Below are 17,025 nucleotides of genomic sequence, written 5' to 3' on the forward strand. Positions count from 1 at the left end.
GCGTGGAAGTGATGAAGGCGGAACTGCTGCCTCAGTTGCTGCAGACCTCGCAGGCGATTTCCAGACTGCTGGCGGTACGCAGGCGCTGAGCCCATGGCTCCTCCGTTCTCGCATCCGGAATGCCCATTTTTTAATCAATCCGTGGATTCCCTTTTGAAATCAAGCACTTGCGCTTCCCGTACAGTGCTTGCCAGAATTTATCCACAGCATTGTCCGCCGCGCTGCGGGATAACCTGAACCAGTCTGCCCAAAAATCAGGCAACACATGGCAATCCTTTTGAAATCAATGGTTTGCATGCCAATTACAAAGGCTATTCAGGCTTATCCACACGCTTGTCCAAGAAATCAAGGGATAAGCCGGATGTCGCCGGGCCGGACTCTTCAACGCGCGTAATTGCTCAAATTTCAGGCAAATCGGGCAGCAGTATTGCCTATTTTTTAATCGCGGCATCGTAACTCCTTTGAAATCAATGACTTGGGCTTCCCATACAGGGCTTGCCCCGAGTTATCCACAGCGATGTCCCGCGTGATCGGGAACAAGTGCCGCCAGGCTGCCTGTTTTTTAAACAGCATCACGAATCTCATTCAAAATCAACAAGTTGGAATGACCATACAGTGCTTATCCAGACTTATCCACACGCTTGCCCAGCAAATCAAGGGATAAATCCGGGCTTCTGCTCTCGTGCTAATCTGGGCGGATCATGTTCAACCCCTCCCAAGCCGATGTCCGCCGGTTTTTCTGCGGCGCATTCGCCAAGCAGCAAGCCAATCAACCCATGGAAGCCATCGAAACGCTGGCCGCGCTGTGGATTGACGAACACCCGGAGTACCGCGCCGACCTGATGGATGCGCAAGAAGCGGTCAAGCGCAACTACGACGAAACGCCGGACCGCACCAACCCGTTCCTGCATCTGTCCATGCATCTGTCCATCAGCGAGCAATGCAGCATCGACCAGCCGCGCGGCATCCGCCAGGCGGTGGAGCTGCTGTCCAGGCGGCTGGACTCGCTGCATGATGCGCACCATGCGGCGATGGAGTGCCTTGGCACCATGCTGTGGGAGAGCCAGCGCTCGGGCCGGCCGCCGGACGGCGAGGCGTACGTGGCCGCCGTGCAGCGCCGCGCCACCCGGGACTGATCCCCGCCGCCCGCCCTTCGCGGCGGTTTGCGGCGGCGGCGCTCAGAATCTGAGCTGAGGGCGCCCGCCGCGCAGGTCGGGCGACTCCGTGTCCTTGCGCTCCTGCGGCAACTGGCCGCACACCAGCACATCGCAGGACACCAGGGACGCCAGGCGCGCCCCGCGCACGCCAAGCGCCCAGCGGTCCAGCCAGCCATTGCGCGGCGCGCCGATCGCGACCAGATCGGCATGGGAGCGCTGCTGCTGCACCATGAGCTGGCGCGTCACGTCGCGCGCTCCCGTGTGGCTGTCCACGCGGTTGCGCCGAGCGTGATGAACGCCCTTGATGCGAAGGCGGCGCTGCTCGTCGGCCCCTTGCTGAAGCTCGTCGCGGTAGCGCTCCAGCGCCTGCAGCTCCTGCGGCCTGCCGCCGTCGGGCTGGAACAGGTCGACCTGCGCACCGCTGTGCAGGTCCGCGGCAAAGCGCAATATGTCGTGCGAGCGCCTGGAGCCGTCCACGGCCACCAGCATGCGCGCGTAACCGGCCGGCTGGTCCTCGCGCTCCAGCACCGGCTGCTGCACCACCAGCACCGGGCAGGGGCTGCGGCGCAGGCAGTGCGACAGAACGCCACCGCGCCACGGCCGCATCCATGAAGGCTGGTCGCGCCGGTCGATCACCAGCAGATCGGCAACGGCGGCTGCGAGCAGAGCGCGCCCCGCGACGCCGCCCGCCTCGTCGAAATCGCGCGTGCTCACCTTGATTTCATGACGTCGCGCCAGCTGCCGCGACCGCTGCTCCAGCCGTGCCTGCGGGTTGGTAAAACCGGGATGGGGCTCGTCGGATGCGTATACCAGGACCAGGCTGGCCCGATGGCGCGCCGCGAGCGCGGCCGCGCGGTCCAGTGCGTACTCGGCCCGGGTCGAAAAATCTGTCAATGCTGCAATGGTCTGGATCCGCATGAGCTTGCGCTCCTCCTGGAAATCGGCCCGCCCGCCACTACCGGCAAGGCAAGCCCATGACGACAACTTCTCCGGATTCGCCAACGCCATGCGCAAGCGTGAATCCGCGTCATCATTCAGCAATGACTATTCACGCTGCGGCGAGACAGGTGAATGAGTACTTCCCTGCATGTCTGAATTTCGACACGCGGGCCGCGCTGCTCGCGCTGGCCGGCGTGTCCGGCATTTCAAGGAAGTGAGGCCCGGCGGTTTCGTGAGGGATGACGCGCTGGCGGAGAACAAGAGGGGTTGCGAGGACCGCCGGGCTCAGGAATCTGCGGCGGGTGAGGCTGGTTTCTGAACACCCATTCCTTGCCAGATACGCGCGCCCGGATGCGGCGCAGCCATGCGGGGCTGCGGCCTGGCGACCGGTGGCGTGGTGAGACGATGCATGCGGCGGATTCTAGGCAATGAACGGGATCGGGCCAAATCGCCCGCCGATACCGCACCCCGGCCTGCCAGAATAGCTGGACAAGCCACGCGCCGTGGGAAAAACAAAGGCCCGCAGCCGCTGCGGCTTGCGGGCCCCATGGCGATCCCGGCGGACGAATCAGCGAAAGCGCGATTCCGGCAGGGTCTGGAGTTCCGTGGGCAGCGAGCTGATGTAGCCCGCCAGTTCCTTGAGCTCGGCGTTCGTGAACTGCTTGGCCATGCCCGCCATGATCGCATTGCTGCGGCCCAGGCGATGATTCTTATCGTCCTTGTAGGCGCGCAGCGCCGCGAACAGATAGTCCTTGTGCTGGCCCGCCAGCTTGGGATAGGACGGGTCGATCGTCTTGGAGAAATTCGCGCCGTGGCATGAAACGCAGGCCCCCTTCTGCAGCAGCTGCGCCACCTGCGCGTTGGGCTCGCGCGCCTGCTCGGGCGCGGGCTGGAGGTCCTTGGTGTGGGTGGAATAGAACGCCGCCACGTCGGCCATGTCCTGCTCGGAGAGCGTATCGGCGATCCCGCGCATGGTGGGGTGCTTGCGCTCCCCTTTCTTGTATTCCGTCAGCGCGGCCGTGATGTACTTGGCATTCTGGCCGGAGATCATCGGTACCTTGTAGACCTCGGGGAACGTCGCCTGATAGCCGATGATGCCGTGGCAGCCGATGCACATCGCAACCTTGCCCTCGCCAGCCTTGGCATCTCCCTTGATCTCCTGGGCTTGGATCAAGCTGGTCGCGCACGCGACAGCCAGGCCGAATATCGTGGTGAACGTTCTTTTCATTTTCCGCGCACAATCTATGTTGAATGAGTTGTCTCGGTCTCGCGTAGGCGCTCTACTGAGGCGCTGGATGATTATAGCCAGCGCATGTCAAGCATCTTCATCAACGATTTCCCTCAAATACGGCCCATGAAATTCCAAGGTTCCCAGAATTACGTTGCCACCCAGGATCTGAAACTCGCGGTGAACGCCGCCATGGCGCTGCAACGGCCGCTGCTGGTCAAGGGAGAGCCCGGCACCGGCAAGACCATGCTCGCCGAGGAGGTCGCCAATGAATTGGGCATGCCGCTGTTGCAGTGGCACATCAAATCCACCACCAAGGCCCAGCAGGGCCTCTATGAATACGACGCGGTCAGCCGCCTGCGCGACAGCCAGCTGAACGACGCGGAGAGTTCCGAGCGCGTCAAGGACATCCGCAACTACATCGTCCAGGGCGTGCTCTGGCAGGCCTTCACATCCGACGTGCAGGTGGCGCTGCTGATCGACGAAATCGACAAGGCGGACATCGAGTTCCCCAACGACCTGCTGCGCGAGCTCGACCGCATGGAGTTCTACTGCTACGAGACCCGCGAGATGATCCGCGCCAAGCACCGTCCGCTGGTGTTCATCACGTCGAACAACGAAAAGGAATTGCCCGACGCGTTCCTGCGCCGCTGCTTCTTTCACTACATCAAGTTCCCCGAAGCGGACACCATGCGCGAGATCGTCAACGTGCACTTCCCCAGGCTCAAGAGCGAGCTGCTGACGGTGGCGATGAAGACGTTCTACGACATCCGCAACCTGCCCGGCCTGAAGAAGAAGCCCTCCACCAGCGAGCTGATCGACTGGCTCAAGCTGCTGGTGGCCGAGGAGATTCCGATGGAGGCGCTGCAAAGCCCCGACAACAAGGTCAGCGTGCCGCCGCTGGTGGGCGCGCTGCTGAAGAACGAACAGGACGTGAGCCTGTTCGAGAAGCTGGTGTTCATGAACCAGCGCAACCGCTGAGGGGACGGGCGATGAGCGACGTCCAACGCCTGCTGGCCGAAGGCGCCGCCGACGCCGTCGGCTTTCTTGCCGGAGCGCTGGCGGGATTCGGCATCGGCTGGCTGCTCGGGCTCGACATCTTCGCCGAGGGCTACGACACGCGCAGCATCCTGGCGATCGCGCTGGTGGGCCTTGGCGGCGGCATCGGGCTGAGCGCGGCCAGGCGCTGGCGCACGGCCCGGGCGAGCCGGAAATAGGGCCTTGCCTCCCGCCGCCCGCACAAGGCACTCCACGGCCTCCACTGCCACGGCGCTTTTGCCAGACGCGCCGGACACCCGATGCGCGGCAATGCCCTACGCCGTACAGGAAAATTTTGAATTAACGTCCCATCACGCATGATTGAATGATCCGGCAGCGCGAGACACAGGCAGCCGGGGGCCGGGCGGGACAGCCGTCCTCGCCGCGCCGCCCGATGCGCTCCGCGGCGCTCGATCGCGCATTCATGCACCAACCGGGAAGCCCGTATGTTGATCGACTTCTTCTACACCCTGCGCGCGGGCAAGCTGCCCGTTTCGGTGAAGGAATACCTCACGCTGCTGCAAGCGCTGGAGGCCGGCGTCGTCGGACCGAAATCCGAGGACGGCTGGAGCATGGACGACTTCTACCATCTGTCGCGCACCATCCTGGTCAAGGATGAAAAGCACTTCGACAAGTTCGACCGGGCCTTCGCCGCCTACTTCAAGGGCGTGGAGATGGTGGCCGATCTGCGCCGGGACCTGCCCGCCGAATGGCTGCGCAAGATGCTGGAGCGCGAGCTCTCGCCCGAGCAGAAGGCCGCCATCGAGAAGATGGGCTGGGACGAGCTGATGGAGACGCTCAGGAAGCGCCTGGAGGAGCAGAAGGAGCGCCACGAGGGCGGCAACAGGTGGATCGGCACCGGCGGCACCAGCCCCTTTGGCCACGGAGGCTACAACCCGCAGGGCATCCGCATCGGCGGGCCGGGCCGCAACAAAAGCGCGGTCAAGGTATGGGACCAGCGCGCCTACCGCGACTATGACGATTCGCAGGAGCTGGGCACGCGCAACATCAAGGTGGCGCTGCGCAGGCTGCGCAGGTTCGCGCGCGAGGGCAACGATCTGGAGCTGGACCTGCCCGACACCATCCACAGCACGGCGGCCAACGCGGGCTTCCTCGACATCAAGATGATCCCCGAGCGCCACAACAACGTGAAGGTGCTGCTGCTCATGGACGTGGGCGGCACGATGGACGAGCACATCAAGCGCGTGGAGGAGCTGTTCTCCGCGGTGAAGACCGAATTCAAGCACCTGGAGTTCTATTACTTCCACAACTGCGTCTACGACTTCATGTGGAAGAACAACCGCCGCCGCTTCGCCGAGAAGTATCCCACCTGGGACATCATCCGCAAGTACAACAAGGACTACAAGCTCATCTTCGTTGGCGACGCCACCATGAGCCCGTACGAGATCCTGCAGCCCGGAGGCAGCGTGGAATACAACAACGAAGAAGCCGGCGCCGAATGGCTCCAGCGGCTGGTTCACGCGTTTCCCAAATTCGCGTGGATCAACCCCGAGCCCCAGGGCGTATGGGAATATCGCCAAAGCATCAGCATCATCCAGCAGCTCATGGGCAACCGCATGTATCCGCTGTCCCTGAAGGGGCTGGAGGACGCCATGAGACTGCTCTCCAAATAACTCAATGCATCCACACAGCAAGCTGCACACCCAGACGCCCTCACGATCCGCGATCGCGGCCGTACTCGCACTCTCATTTGCGCTTGCACTCGGCGGTTGCGGCCTCCTCTCCCCCAAGGAAGACGGCCAGGCCGACTCCGCCTCGGCGGCGGCCGCGGCCGCCAACGGCAAACCCGCTTTCACGCTGGAAGTCGAGGCTCCCAAGGAAGTGCGCGAACTGCTGCAGAGGCATCTCGAACTCAGGCGCTTCCAGCATCAGGCGGACCTGCAGCGACGCGAGCTCACGCGGCTGCTGGGCGCGACCAATGCCAACGTACGCGACCTGATCGGCACGATGGGCTACTTCAGCCCGACGGTCACCGTCGAAGTCCGGGAAACGCCCGACTCCGAAGAAGCCCCGCGCATGGTCACCGTGAAAGTGGAGCCGGGCCCGCAAACCACCATCCGGCAAAGCGAAGTGCGCTTCAGCGGCGTCAACAAGGACGACCCCGGCGGCCAGGCGCAGCGCGAGTCGATCCGTGACAACTGGCCGCTCAAGCCCGGCGAGCATTTCTCGCAATCGCAATGGAGCAGCGCGAAGAGCGGCGGCCTGAAGGTGCTGCAGGCAAGGCGCTACCCCATGGCGCGCATCGACAGCAGCCTGGCCGACGTGGATGCCGACCTGAACGAGGCCAATGTGAGCATCGCCTACGATCCGGGAGCCGCCTACACCTTCGGCCCGCTCATCATCGAGGGGACTAAGCGCTACGACCCGGTGGGCCTCGCGCGCATCGCGCGCCTGCCCGAAGGCCAGGAATACGACCAGAACGCAATGCTCGACACCCAGCAGCGGCTGGTGGGCAGCGGTTATTTCGACTCGGTGTTCCTGACCCTGGCGGACACGCCCGATACCGAGCCTGGAGACTCCGACCAAAAGCAGGAGGAGGCACGCGCCAGGCAGGGAGCGAGCGTCACATCTCCCGTGATCGCCAAGGTGCGCGAAGCGCGCCTGCAGAAATGGGTGTTCGGCGTCGGCGCCAGCACCGACACCGGCCCGCGCCTGTCGATCGACCATATCCACAACGACGTGCCGGGGCTCCACTGGCGCGCGGTCACCAGGCTGCAGCTCGACCGCAAGAACCCGCTGATCTCCACGCAGCTCACCGCGTTGCCCGGCGAGGATTACTGGCGCAATTTCGTCGGCGCGAAGCTGGAGCGCGAGCCCGTGGGCGACTTCAACGTGAACTCGGTGCAATTGCGCGCGGGCCGCACCCGGGCCGAAGAAAACATCAACCGCACCTACTACCTGCAATACGACTGGGCGAAAACGCAGGGCGCCGGCTCGCCTCCGGCCAGTTCGTCGCTGCTGGCGAACTATGGCTGGACGGGCCGCTATTTCGACAACAACATCCTGCCGACCTCGGGCTACGGACTGGGATGGGAGGCCGGCATAGGCACCACGCTCACACCGCAGCGCACGCCATTCACACGCGTGCTCGGCCGCGCGATCATGCTGGTTCCGATCGGCGGAATCGATGAAGAGACACAGCGCCGCAGCCGCCTGCAACTGCGTGCCTGGGGCGGCGCCATCAATGCCAAGGCGAACGCCGACCTGCCGATGACGCTGATGTTCCTGGCCGGCGGCGACAACTCCATCCGGGGCTACGGCTACCAGACCATCGGCGCCCGAACCGATAACGGCAAGGTCATCGGGGGCCGCTATCTGCTGGCCGGCAGCGCCGAGTGGCAGCGCCCGATCGCCATCCGGGGCAACACGCGCGATTTCGAGCAGGCCGTGTTCATCGACGCGGGCACCGTGGGCGACGATGCCGGCAGCATGTACGCCCGCGTCGGCGTGGGCACCGGCATTCGCTGGCGCAGCCCGGTCGGCCCGGTACAGGTCGATGTGGCCTACGGACTGCAGGAGCACCAGTTGCGCCTGCACCTGCGGCTTGGTTTCAATTTCTGATCATGGTGAACTCTGACGTGAACGGACCGGCACACACGAGCGCATCCGCAGCCGCCGCCGGCGCGCCCTCGCCACGGCCATCCGGTAAGCGGCGCTGGCTGCGCGGCATCGGCTGGCTGCTGCTTGCCCTGCTGCTGGCGCTGGCCACCGCGCTGGGCACCGCCTGGTGGTGGGCCGGACGCGATGACTCGCTGGCCCATGCGCTGCAACGCATCGCCCGCTTCCTGCCCGAGGGCCAGCATCTCGAGGCGCGCGACGTCACCGGCTCGGTGCGGGCGGGCGGCAGGATCGGCTCGCTGAAATGGCAAAGCCCCACCATGCAGGTCCAGTTGCGCGACGCCAGGATCGGCTGGAGCCTCGGGCCGCTGCTCTCGCGCACGCTCAGGCTCGGCGAAGTGCATATCGCGGAACTGCGGCTCAAGAGCACTCCGGATACCGAGCCCAAAGAGCCGGCCCAGCCGCTCGAGCAGCTCACGCTGCCCCTCAAGATCGAGCTGCCGTTCAGCGTGGACAGAATCATCTGGGAAGGCCCGCCGGAGACCGCCGTGGACGGCCTCGCAGGGCGGTATGCCTACGACGGCTCCACCCACCGCCTCGACGTGAACGAGGTGCGCTGGGCCGACGGAAACTATCACGCCAGGCTCCAGCTGCAGGGCGCAAGCCCCATGCAGCTGGATGCCCAGGTGTCGGGCGACCTGCAGGTACCCAACCCCATGGCGCAGGACGACTCCAGGATTGCCGTTACCGCTCAGGTGACCGCCAAGGGCACGCTGGCAACGCAGGCCGCAAGCATCGACGTGAACGCCCAGGCCAGCGCCAAACCCGTTGCGGAGCGCTCCCGGCAGGCCGCCGAGCCCATGAAGGCCGACGTGCAGGCCCGCATCATGCCCTGGCAGGCACAGCCGCTGCACACGGCGGACGCCACGCTCAAGAACGTGGACGTGGCCGCATTCTGGCCGCAGGGACCGCGCACCATGCTCAGCGGCGAGCTGCATGCGGGACCACTGGCAAACGAAGCCGCTGCCGCCGCCGCGCAGCAGTGGCGGCTCCAGGCCCGGTTCGCCAACACCCTGCGCGGCCCGTGGGACAAGCAGCTCCTGCCGCTGGACGCCATCGACGCCGACGTGCTCCATACCGGCGAGCAGTGGCAAGTGAAACAGGCGGGCATCGACGTGGGCAGGGGACGCATCGAGGCCGATGGATATTTCGAGCCGGCCAGCAAGATCTTCGAGGGCAGCGCCAGGGTGCGCCAGCTCAACCCGGCGGACCTGTACAGCGCGCTGGACGCGGCGCCGCTGCAAGGCACCTTGAGCGCGCGTGCCGACCAGGCGCAGAAGGTGTTGTTCGAAGCCGACCTGAGGGCCTCCGGCCCAGCGCCCCGCGCCGGCCATCCATCGCTGCGCATACAGACACTCGCGGCCAAGGGCGAATGGCAGCAGCCGGTACTCTCGCTGTCCCTGCTCAGGGTGCAGGCTCTGCAGGCCACGCTCAACGCCAGCGCCGTGCAATACAACGTGCAGAGCCAGGACGCGCGCGCCAGGCTCAAGGCCGAAGTGCCGGGCGCCGTGCTCGAGGCCGACGGGCAGATGGGGCCTCAAAAGGGCCAGGGCCACGCCAGCCTCCAGCTCGACTCGGCCCCCGCAGTGCTGGCCTGGCTCGATCACCTGCCCGGCATGAACGATCCGCTGGACGGAGCCGGGCTCGAAGGCAAGGCCCGCCTGCAGCTCGACTGGCGTGGCGGCCACGGCAACCTGCTCAAGCGCCTTCATGCCGCCACCGGATCGCCGCTGCCTGCCAGCGGCCTGCAGATCACGGCCGGCGTGCGCGGCGAGCAATGGCGCTACCAGGCCGCGGGCGCGCCCGCCGATCAGGCCATCGTCATACCCCAGCTTGCGCTCGGCGTGCAGGGCAGCCCCGAGAAGGCGGACATCACCCTCGCCGCCACGGCGCGGCGCGGCGCGCAGAATATCGAGCTCGATGCGGCGCTGCAGGCCGGACTGGCAAGCGGCAACGGCGCGGCGCCCCTGGACTGGAATGCCAGCCTTCAGAAACTACAGGCCGAATTCGCCCCGGGCAAGGACAAACCCGGCCCTTGGAACGTGAAGCTGCAATCGCCCTCGCCTGTCCGCATCGCGCAGCAGACGACCGCCACCGGCGGCAACAAAGCCGTGCTGTCCACGCACTACACGGTGTCGGCGGGCAGCCTGCAGATCACGCCCCCTGCCATGCGTCAGCGCGGCGCCCAGGCCGAACCGCTCAAGCCCGTCGCACTGGCCTGGGACGATGCCAGCGCCCACAAGGCCGGCGACGGCGGCTGGTCGCTGCGCAGCTCCGGTAGCCTGAAGGGTATTCCGATCGCTTGGGTGGATGCTTTCAGCATGGGCGAAGGTGATCCGCCGCTGGCTGCGGCGGGCCTCAGCGGCGACCTGAGCTTCAACGGCCAATGGGACGTGGACACCACCGGTCCCGAGCTCAAGGCATTGCTGAGCGTGGAGCGCGCTGGCGGCGACCTGCGCCTTGCCATCGACGATGGCGACGGCGGCACCACGGTCATCCACACCAGCGGCCCCGATGCGGGCAACGCAACGACCACGCGCAAGGTCAACGGCGCGGGCATGCGCGCGCGCATCAAGGACGCGCGCATCGACGTGCGTGCGCAAGGCGGCAACGTCAATGCCAAGCTGCTGTGGGACAGCGAGCGCGCGGGGCACGCCACCGCCGAGCTCGACACGCAGCTCACACACCAGGACGGCCAATGGACATGGGCCGCCCGCGCGCCGCTGTCGGGCAAGCTCAGCGCGCGCATGCCCGACATGGGCATCTGGGGCCTGTTCGCACCGCCCGGCTGGCGGGTGAGCGGGACACTGCAGGCCGATGCGTCGATCTCGGGCGACCGCTCCAACCCGCAATGGTCGGGCAACATTGCAGCGGACAATCTCAGCGTGCTGTCGGTGCTTGACGGTATCGACCTGCAGCAAGGGGTTCTGCGCGCCAGGCTGCAAGGCACACGCCTTGACATCACCGAACTGCGCATCCGGGGCGGCAAGGGCAGCAGCGCCCGCATCCTGGGCTTCAGCGGCAACCTCACCAACGCGCCCGCCGACGGCGGGGAACTGACAGGCAGCGGCTTCGCGCAATGGACGCCGCCCGCCCAGCAGGGCGAGAGCGGCAACTTCGTAATGAATCTGCAGGCCAACGCATCCAGGCTGCAGGTACTGGTGCGCGCGGACCGGCAGGTGAGCATTTCCGGCGCGCTGTCCGCCAGGCTCGACGACGGCCAGTTCACGCTGCGCGGCGATCTCGCCACGGACCGGGCCACCATCATCCTCCCCGAGGAATCCGCGCCCTCCCTGGACAACGACGTGGTGGTGCACACCGCCGCATCGCGCAAGGCGGCGCAGGAAGAAGCCCGCAGGCAAAAGCTCGCCGACGAGAAGAACAAGGCCCGCGCCGTGACGCGCAAGCCCCCCGACATCCTGGTCAAGCTCGATCTCGGCCGCGACTTTGCGCTGCAAGGCTTCGGCATCACCACGCGGCTGCGCGGACAACTCGAAATCCAGGGCGCCAGCACCCCCGGCGGACCTCCGCGCATCACCGGTGAAATACACACCGAACAAGGCAGATACCGCGCCTGGGGACAATCGCTCGACGTTGAATCCGGCATCATCCGCTTCAACGGACCGTACAACAATCCATCGCTCGACATCCTGGCCATTCGCCCCAACATCTCGGTGCGCGCCGGCGTGCAGGTGCTGGGTTCCGCCCTGGCGCCCCGCGTGAGCCTGTACTCCGACCCGGACCTGCCCGACGCGGAAAAACTCTCGTGGGTGGTCATGGGGCGCGACCCGGCGTCGGGCGGCGCGCAAAGCGCGCTGCTCCAGCAGGCGGCGCTCGCATTGCTGGCGGGTGGCAACAGCGGCAGTGGCAGGATCGCCGGCAGCCTCGGCCTGGACGAGATCGGATTCAAGGCCCCGTCCGAAGGCACCGACGCATCAGGCGCCGCGCTCACGATGGGCAAGCGCCTGTCCGACAAGCTCTACCTCACCTACGAGCAAAGCCTCTCGGGAGCCATGGGAACGATCTACATCTTCTACGACCTCTCGCGCCGCCTGACCCTGCGCGGCCAGACCGGAGCCACCAGCGCGATCGACCTGATCTACACGATCCGCAGGGACTGAAAGGGCCCGGAAACGAAAACAGGCAGCGCATGGCTACCTGTTTTTTCCGGGTATTTCAAACATGTCGAAGATGGCGTCCCCACCAGGAATCGAACCTGGATCTGATTCTTAGGAGGAACCTGTTCTATCCATTGAACTACAGGGACGCGAGCCAGCTACTATACAACAGGCTGGGCGCCTCCAAGGGATTCGCGCGCTTCGCCTCGGCAAATCCGTCCGCCACCGCCAGATGGATCGGAAAGCCCATTTGAAGAGCAGCCGCCCTGTTCCATACCAATAATGAATGGCCATCGCGCATATTCGATCCACCAACCCGACAGGTGACACATCCATGCCCCATACGCCAGACACCCAGCCCCGACATCTGCCAACCCGGATCGCCGACGTGGGCGGAATCCCGATCCATCGAGCGATCCCGCAGCGCACGCTGCGCAAGGTGGGCGCATGGTGCTTCCTGGACCATGCTGGCCCGGCGCAGCCGCCACGGCCAGGCATGCAGGTGGGGCCGCACCCCCATATCGGCCTGCAGACATTCACCTGGATGATCCAGGGAGAAATCCTGCACCGCGACAGCCTGGGCAGCGAGCAGATGATCCGCCCCGGGCAGGTGAACCTGATGACTGCGGGGCACGGCATCGCACACTCCGAGGAAAGCCGGGAGCCCTGGCACGTTCACGCGACCCAGTTGTGGATCGCGCTGCCCGAGTCGCATCGCCAATGCGCGCCGCGCTTTCAACACTACCCCGAACTGCCCCGCGCGCGGTTGGGCGAATTCACCGCCACGGTGCTGGCTGGCGAGGCATTCGGGCTGCGCTCTCCCGCGGAAGTCCATACGCCGCTGATGGGCGTGGATCTTCATGCGGATCCGGCCGGCGATGGCGGCAAAGCCCGCGCCGTCATGCCCCTGCGGCAGGACTTCGAGCATGCCGTGCTCGCGCTGTCGGGCCGCATCGCGGTGAACGGCGAGCCGCTTCCCCAGGATGAACTGCTCTATCTTCCCGCCGGCATGCCGTCGGTGCAGCTCGACTGCGAGCCCGGCAGCCGGTTGATCGTGATCGGCGGAGAGCCCATGGACGAGGCCATCATCATCTGGTGGAACTTCGTGGCCCGCACCACCGAGGAAGTGCGCGAAGCGCGCGAGCAGTGGGAGGAACACCTGCGCGAGCCGCAACCGGCCGGCGCGGACCGGCCCGCTTCGCGCTTCGGGCCGCCGGTGGCTTCACCGCTGCCGCCCACGCATGCGCCGTCGCTCGACGGCGTGCAGCTTCGCGCATCGAAGTGACACGGCGCGGCCAGCCCCCTGGGGCCGGCCCATGGCGCTATAGCTGGAACCCGACGGAGCGGACCACACCCTCGCAGATATCGCGCAGCACCCCGGGCTGCCTGGCCCGGTAGGGCTGCGCCGCGGCCAGTTGCCGCGCGAACCAGCGCTCCAGCCATTGCACCTGCTCGCTGGAATAGAACGCGGTCATCACCTCGTAGTTGAGGAACAGGCTGCGCGCATCGAGATTGAGCGATCCTGAAAGCGCCAGCACGTCATCCACCACAATGGCCTTGGCATGCACCATGCGCGGCGCGAGCCAGACCTTGCCGCCCGCCGCGCACAGCTCGCGCAACGCACGCTCGCGCGCCCAGTCGGCCAGCCGGTGGTTGGACCTCCCCGGCACGATCAGCGATACCTCGACGCCCCTGCGGCACGCCATGCACCATGCCTGCAGCAGCGCATCATCCGGGACGAAATACGGCGTGACCGCCAGGATGCGCTTTTCCGCGTGGTAGGACGCCGCCATCAGCAGGGCATGCACGGTGTCGTCCGCATGATCGGGCCCCGTCGCCACCCACTGCGCCCACGAGTCGCCGCCGGCCGCCTCGGCCGCCTGCACATGCGAGGAGACACGGTTGACGCGGCCGCTGGCCGAGCGCCAGTCAGCGTCGAACTGCGCGTGCGCCTGCGCCGCCAGCGCGCCGCGTGCCTCATGGCTCAGGTCCACCCAGGCGGGAGCGCCGGGGCGGTCGATGAAGTACTCCACCGCCAGGTTGCGGCCGCCAGTCCAGACATGAACCCCATCGGCCACGGTCAGCTTGCGGTGGTTGCGCAGGTTCATGCGGCCACGGCGCGGGTTGTGCATGACCGGCATGAACCGCCGCACGCGCACGCCCGCCTTGCGCAGCCGCCTGAGCACCTTGGGGCGGGTCTTGATGCTGCCCACCGCATCGATCAGCAGACGCACGCGCACACCGCGCGCGGCGCTGCGCACCAGCGCATCGGCCACGGCGTCGCCGACTGCGTCATTACCAAAGATGAAGGTGCACACGTCCAGCCGGTGCGTGGCCGATTCGATCAACGCCAGCAGCCCTTCGAGCGCGTGGGCGCCATCGGCATGCCACACCAGCTGCTCGTTGCGCACCGGGGGCGGCAGCTCCATGCTGTCGAGCAGCTGGGTCGCCCACGCAGGGCCGCCATCATGGGCGGTCGCGGCCTTTCCATGCAGGCGGCGCTGGGGCCGGGTGAGCTTGCGCGTGCCGAAGATCAGGAACAGCGGCACCGCCACGTAGGGAAACGCCACGATGCCGATCACCCAGCCCATCGCCGAGGCGGGCGGACGGCGCTGGTGGCCGATGCGCGTCGCCATCACGTAGATGAGCAGCCCCACGACGACGAAGATCGTGTGGCCCATGGCCGAGAAGACGGCGAGACGGATCATGTATCCAGGCGTGGAGCCGTAGTTTCCATCGGATCATTATTGCCCGGGTATCCGGACCGTGACGCGCAATCCACCAAGCTCCGGCGCGGTATCCAGCCTGACGCTCGCGCCGTGCGCGCGCGCGATCGCATCCACGATGGCCAGCCCCAGGCCACTGCCCTGCACCTGCGCCTGGCCCTCCAGGGCGGCCCGGTGAAAGCGCCGCATGACGCCCGCGCGATGCTCCGGCGCAATGCCCGGCCCGCTGTCGTCCACGATGAACAGCGCCGCGCCGCCGCGACCACCGTCGTCTTCGCCCCTGCACACCCGCACATCCACCGTGCCGCCTTCGGGCGCGTACTTGATCGCATTGTCGATGAGATTGCGCATGAGCGTGCGCAGCGCATCGGCCTGCCCGGCGACGGTCACCGCATCCGCCTGCTGCAGGCCGATGTCGATGTCGCGCTGCACGGCAAAAGGCGCGGCATCGGCCACGGCCTGGCGCGCGAGTTCATCGAGCCGGAGCGGCTGATGATCGGCGCCCGCCGCGGCGCGCTCCTCCTGCCGCGCGAGCAGCATGAGCTGCTCGACCAGCCTGGCCGCACGGTCGATGCCGGAGACCAGCCGCGCCGTCGCCTGCGCGCGCGCCGTATCGTCCTGGGCGCGCTGCAGGGCCTGCACCTGCAGTTTCAGCGCCGCCAACGGCGAGCGCAGTTCATGCGCGGCATCCGCCACAAAATGCTGCTGCGCCTCGAACGCGCGCTGCATGCGCGAGAGCAGCGCATTGAATTCGCTCACCAGAGGAAGCACTTCGTCCGGCAGCGCATCGGTCGCCACGGGCGAGAGATCCTGCGGCCGGCGCAACGCGATCTCGCGCCGCACGCGTTGCACCGGCGCCAGCGATGATCGCACCACCCACCACACGGCCAGCGCCAGCAGCGGCACCAGCAGCGCGATCGGCAGGAGGCTGCGCCATGCGGCATCACGCGCGAGCAGGCGGCGCACGCGCATGTCCTGCGCCACCTGTATGACCTGCGAGCGCGTTTGCAGCGAGAACACGCGGTAGGTGGTGCCGCGCGCGCTCACGTCGGCGAAACCCAGCACCGCGTTCTGCGGCAAGGCGGCGCCGAGCGCGGACTCGAAAATCCGCAGCCCTTCATTCGTCCAGACCTGCACGATGAATTCACGATTCTCGTCCTCGGCCGGCGTGCCTTGCGCGCGCCCCTTGGCATCGACGGGCAGGCCGGCGCGCAGTGCGAAGGCGGTCTGCTGCATCTGGTAGTCGAACAGGGTATCCGTCTGCGCCAGCGCATTGCGGTAGGCCAGCACGCCCTGCAGCAAAGCGGTCAGCGCGATGGCCGCGCAGATGAGCAGCAACAGGCGCTTGCCCAGCGATGCGGGCAGGATGCCTCGCGCGCGGCGGTCAGGAAGATGTCCGCAAGAGTCCATGCGCATCAACTCCTGGGCACCATGTAGCCGACGCCACGCACATTGACGATGATGCCCGCGCCCAGCTTGCGGCGCAGGCCGTGGATGTAGACCTCCACGGCATTGCTGCTGACTTCGTCGCCCCAGCCGTACAGCTTGTCCTCCAGCTGCTGGCGCGAGAGCACCGCGCCGGGCCGGGCCAGCAGCGGCTCCAGTACCTCCCATTCGCGCCCGGAGAGCACGACCGGCTGCCCATTGACCGATGCCTCCCGCGTGGCGGGCCGGACCATCACGCCCTGATGCTCGTAGACGGGTTCCGCGCGCCCCGCCGCGCGACGCGTCAGCGCGCGTATGCGCGCGAGCAGCTCATCCATGTCGTAGGGCTTGAGCAGATAGTCGTCGGCTCCGGCGTCCAGGCCCTTGACGCGCTCGGCGACGGCATCGCGCGCCGTGGCGATCAGCACGGGTGTGCGGTCGCTGCGCGTGCGAAGATCACGCAGAACGCTCAGGCCGTCGCGGCCCGGCAGGCCCAGGTCGAGCAGCACCAGATCGTAGCTCTGCGTGCGCAGGGCCGTGTCCGCGCTTTGCGCGTCGCGCGTCCAATCGACGGCGTACCGCTCCGCGCGCAGCAGATCCTGGACGGCCTCGCCGATCATGATGTCATCTTCCACAAGCAGCAGGCGCATGGTGATTCGCGTGATGGAACAAGGAAACGAGAAAACCCCGGTGTCCATGACAACCGGGGTTGCTCTGCGGGCACCCCGCCGATGAGGCAGCGGGGAAGCCCTGGC

At 66.6% G+C, this 17,025-nt stretch carries 13 protein-coding genes and 1 tRNA gene; 8 read left to right on the forward strand and 6 right to left on the reverse strand.

Translation table 11 applies throughout. The features are described 5' to 3' along the window. Positions 1-701: 701 nt before the first annotated feature. Positions 702-1,136 carry a DUF1841 family protein gene (locus ABWP92_RS06460; RefSeq protein WP_353234545.1) on the forward strand — a complete coding sequence of 145 codons (435 nt, stop codon included), beginning with the start codon at positions 702-704 and terminating at the stop codon, positions 1,134-1,136. A gap of 42 nt (positions 1,137-1,178) precedes the next feature. Here ABWP92_RS06460 and ABWP92_RS06465 read toward each other — a convergent pair whose 3' ends face one another. Beyond that, positions 1,179-2,075, reverse strand: a complete 897-nt coding sequence (locus tag ABWP92_RS06465) for a universal stress protein (protein WP_353234546.1) — start codon at positions 2,073-2,075, stop codon at positions 1,179-1,181. 56 nt (positions 2,076-2,131) lie between these two features. Here ABWP92_RS06465 and ABWP92_RS06470 point away from each other — a divergent pair, with 56 nt between their 5' ends. Next, complete coding sequence (locus tag ABWP92_RS06470) at positions 2,132-2,314, forward strand: hypothetical protein (protein ID WP_353234547.1); 183 nt, start codon at positions 2,132-2,134, stop codon at positions 2,312-2,314. Positions 2,315-2,664: 350 nt separating this feature from the next. Here the strand turns inward: ABWP92_RS06470 and ABWP92_RS06475 are convergent, their stop codons facing one another. After that, positions 2,665-3,324, reverse strand: a complete 660-nt coding sequence (locus tag ABWP92_RS06475) for a c-type cytochrome (protein WP_353234548.1) — start codon at positions 3,322-3,324, stop codon at positions 2,665-2,667. Between the two features lie 126 nt (positions 3,325-3,450). On the opposite strand from ABWP92_RS06475, the gene ABWP92_RS06480 reads away from it, so the two are divergent. From ABWP92_RS06480 to ABWP92_RS06500, 5 genes are all read left to right on the forward strand, one after another. Then, positions 3,451-4,305, forward strand: a complete 855-nt coding sequence (locus tag ABWP92_RS06480; RefSeq protein WP_353234549.1) for an AAA family ATPase — start codon at positions 3,451-3,453, stop codon at positions 4,303-4,305. 11 nt (positions 4,306-4,316) lie between these two features. Then, positions 4,317-4,541: a hypothetical protein gene (locus ABWP92_RS06485; RefSeq protein ID WP_353234550.1), complete on the forward strand. Its 225-nt coding sequence runs from the start codon at positions 4,317-4,319 to the stop codon at positions 4,539-4,541. Positions 4,542-4,808: 267 nt separating this feature from the next. Continuing rightward, positions 4,809-5,996: a vWA domain-containing protein gene (locus tag ABWP92_RS06490; protein WP_353234551.1), complete on the forward strand. Its 1,188-nt coding sequence runs from the start codon at positions 4,809-4,811 to the stop codon at positions 5,994-5,996. 4 nt (positions 5,997-6,000) lie between these two features. Next, on the forward strand, positions 6,001-7,944 hold the full coding sequence (locus tag ABWP92_RS06495; protein ID WP_353234552.1) for an autotransporter assembly complex protein TamA: 1,944 nt from the start codon (positions 6,001-6,003) through the stop codon (positions 7,942-7,944). A 2-nt stretch (positions 7,945-7,946) separates the two neighbouring features. Next, positions 7,947-12,122 carry a translocation/assembly module TamB domain-containing protein gene (locus ABWP92_RS06500; protein ID WP_353234553.1) on the forward strand — a complete coding sequence of 1,392 codons (4,176 nt, stop codon included), beginning with the start codon at positions 7,947-7,949 and terminating at the stop codon, positions 12,120-12,122. A 71-nt stretch (positions 12,123-12,193) separates the two neighbouring features. On the opposite strand, the gene ABWP92_RS06505 is transcribed toward ABWP92_RS06500, so the two are convergent. After that, positions 12,194-12,268, reverse strand: a tRNA-Arg gene (locus ABWP92_RS06505). Positions 12,269-12,453: 185 nt separating this feature from the next. Between ABWP92_RS06505 and ABWP92_RS06510 the strand changes: the two genes are divergently transcribed. Next, the gene (locus ABWP92_RS06510) at positions 12,454-13,404 is read left to right on the forward strand and encodes a pirin family protein (protein WP_353234554.1); all 951 of its coding nucleotides are present in this window, start codon (positions 12,454-12,456) and stop codon (positions 13,402-13,404) included. Positions 13,405-13,441: 37 nt separating this feature from the next. Here the strand turns inward: ABWP92_RS06510 and ABWP92_RS06515 are convergent, their stop codons facing one another. From ABWP92_RS06515 to ABWP92_RS06525, 3 genes are read right to left on the reverse strand one after another with little or no spacing between them, the layout of a single operon-like run. Further along, the gene (locus tag ABWP92_RS06515) at positions 13,442-14,827 is read right to left on the reverse strand and encodes a phospholipase D-like domain-containing protein (RefSeq protein ID WP_353234555.1); all 1,386 of its coding nucleotides are present in this window, start codon (positions 14,825-14,827) and stop codon (positions 13,442-13,444) included. 36 nt (positions 14,828-14,863) lie between these two features. Continuing rightward, positions 14,864-16,255, reverse strand: coding sequence for an ATP-binding protein (locus ABWP92_RS06520; protein ID WP_353234556.1), 1,392 nt, complete (start codon positions 16,253-16,255; stop codon positions 14,864-14,866). 5 nt (positions 16,256-16,260) lie between these two features. Continuing rightward, a complete protein-coding gene (locus tag ABWP92_RS06525) occupies positions 16,261-16,920 on the reverse strand; it encodes a response regulator transcription factor (RefSeq protein WP_353234557.1) in 660 nt (219 codons plus the stop codon). Between the last annotated feature and the right edge of the window lie 105 nt (positions 16,921-17,025).

The sequence above is a fragment of the Diaphorobacter ruginosibacter genome, from assembly GCF_040396215.1.
Classification (GTDB): Bacteria; Pseudomonadota; Gammaproteobacteria; order Burkholderiales; family Burkholderiaceae_C; genus Diaphorobacter_A; species Diaphorobacter_A ruginosibacter_A.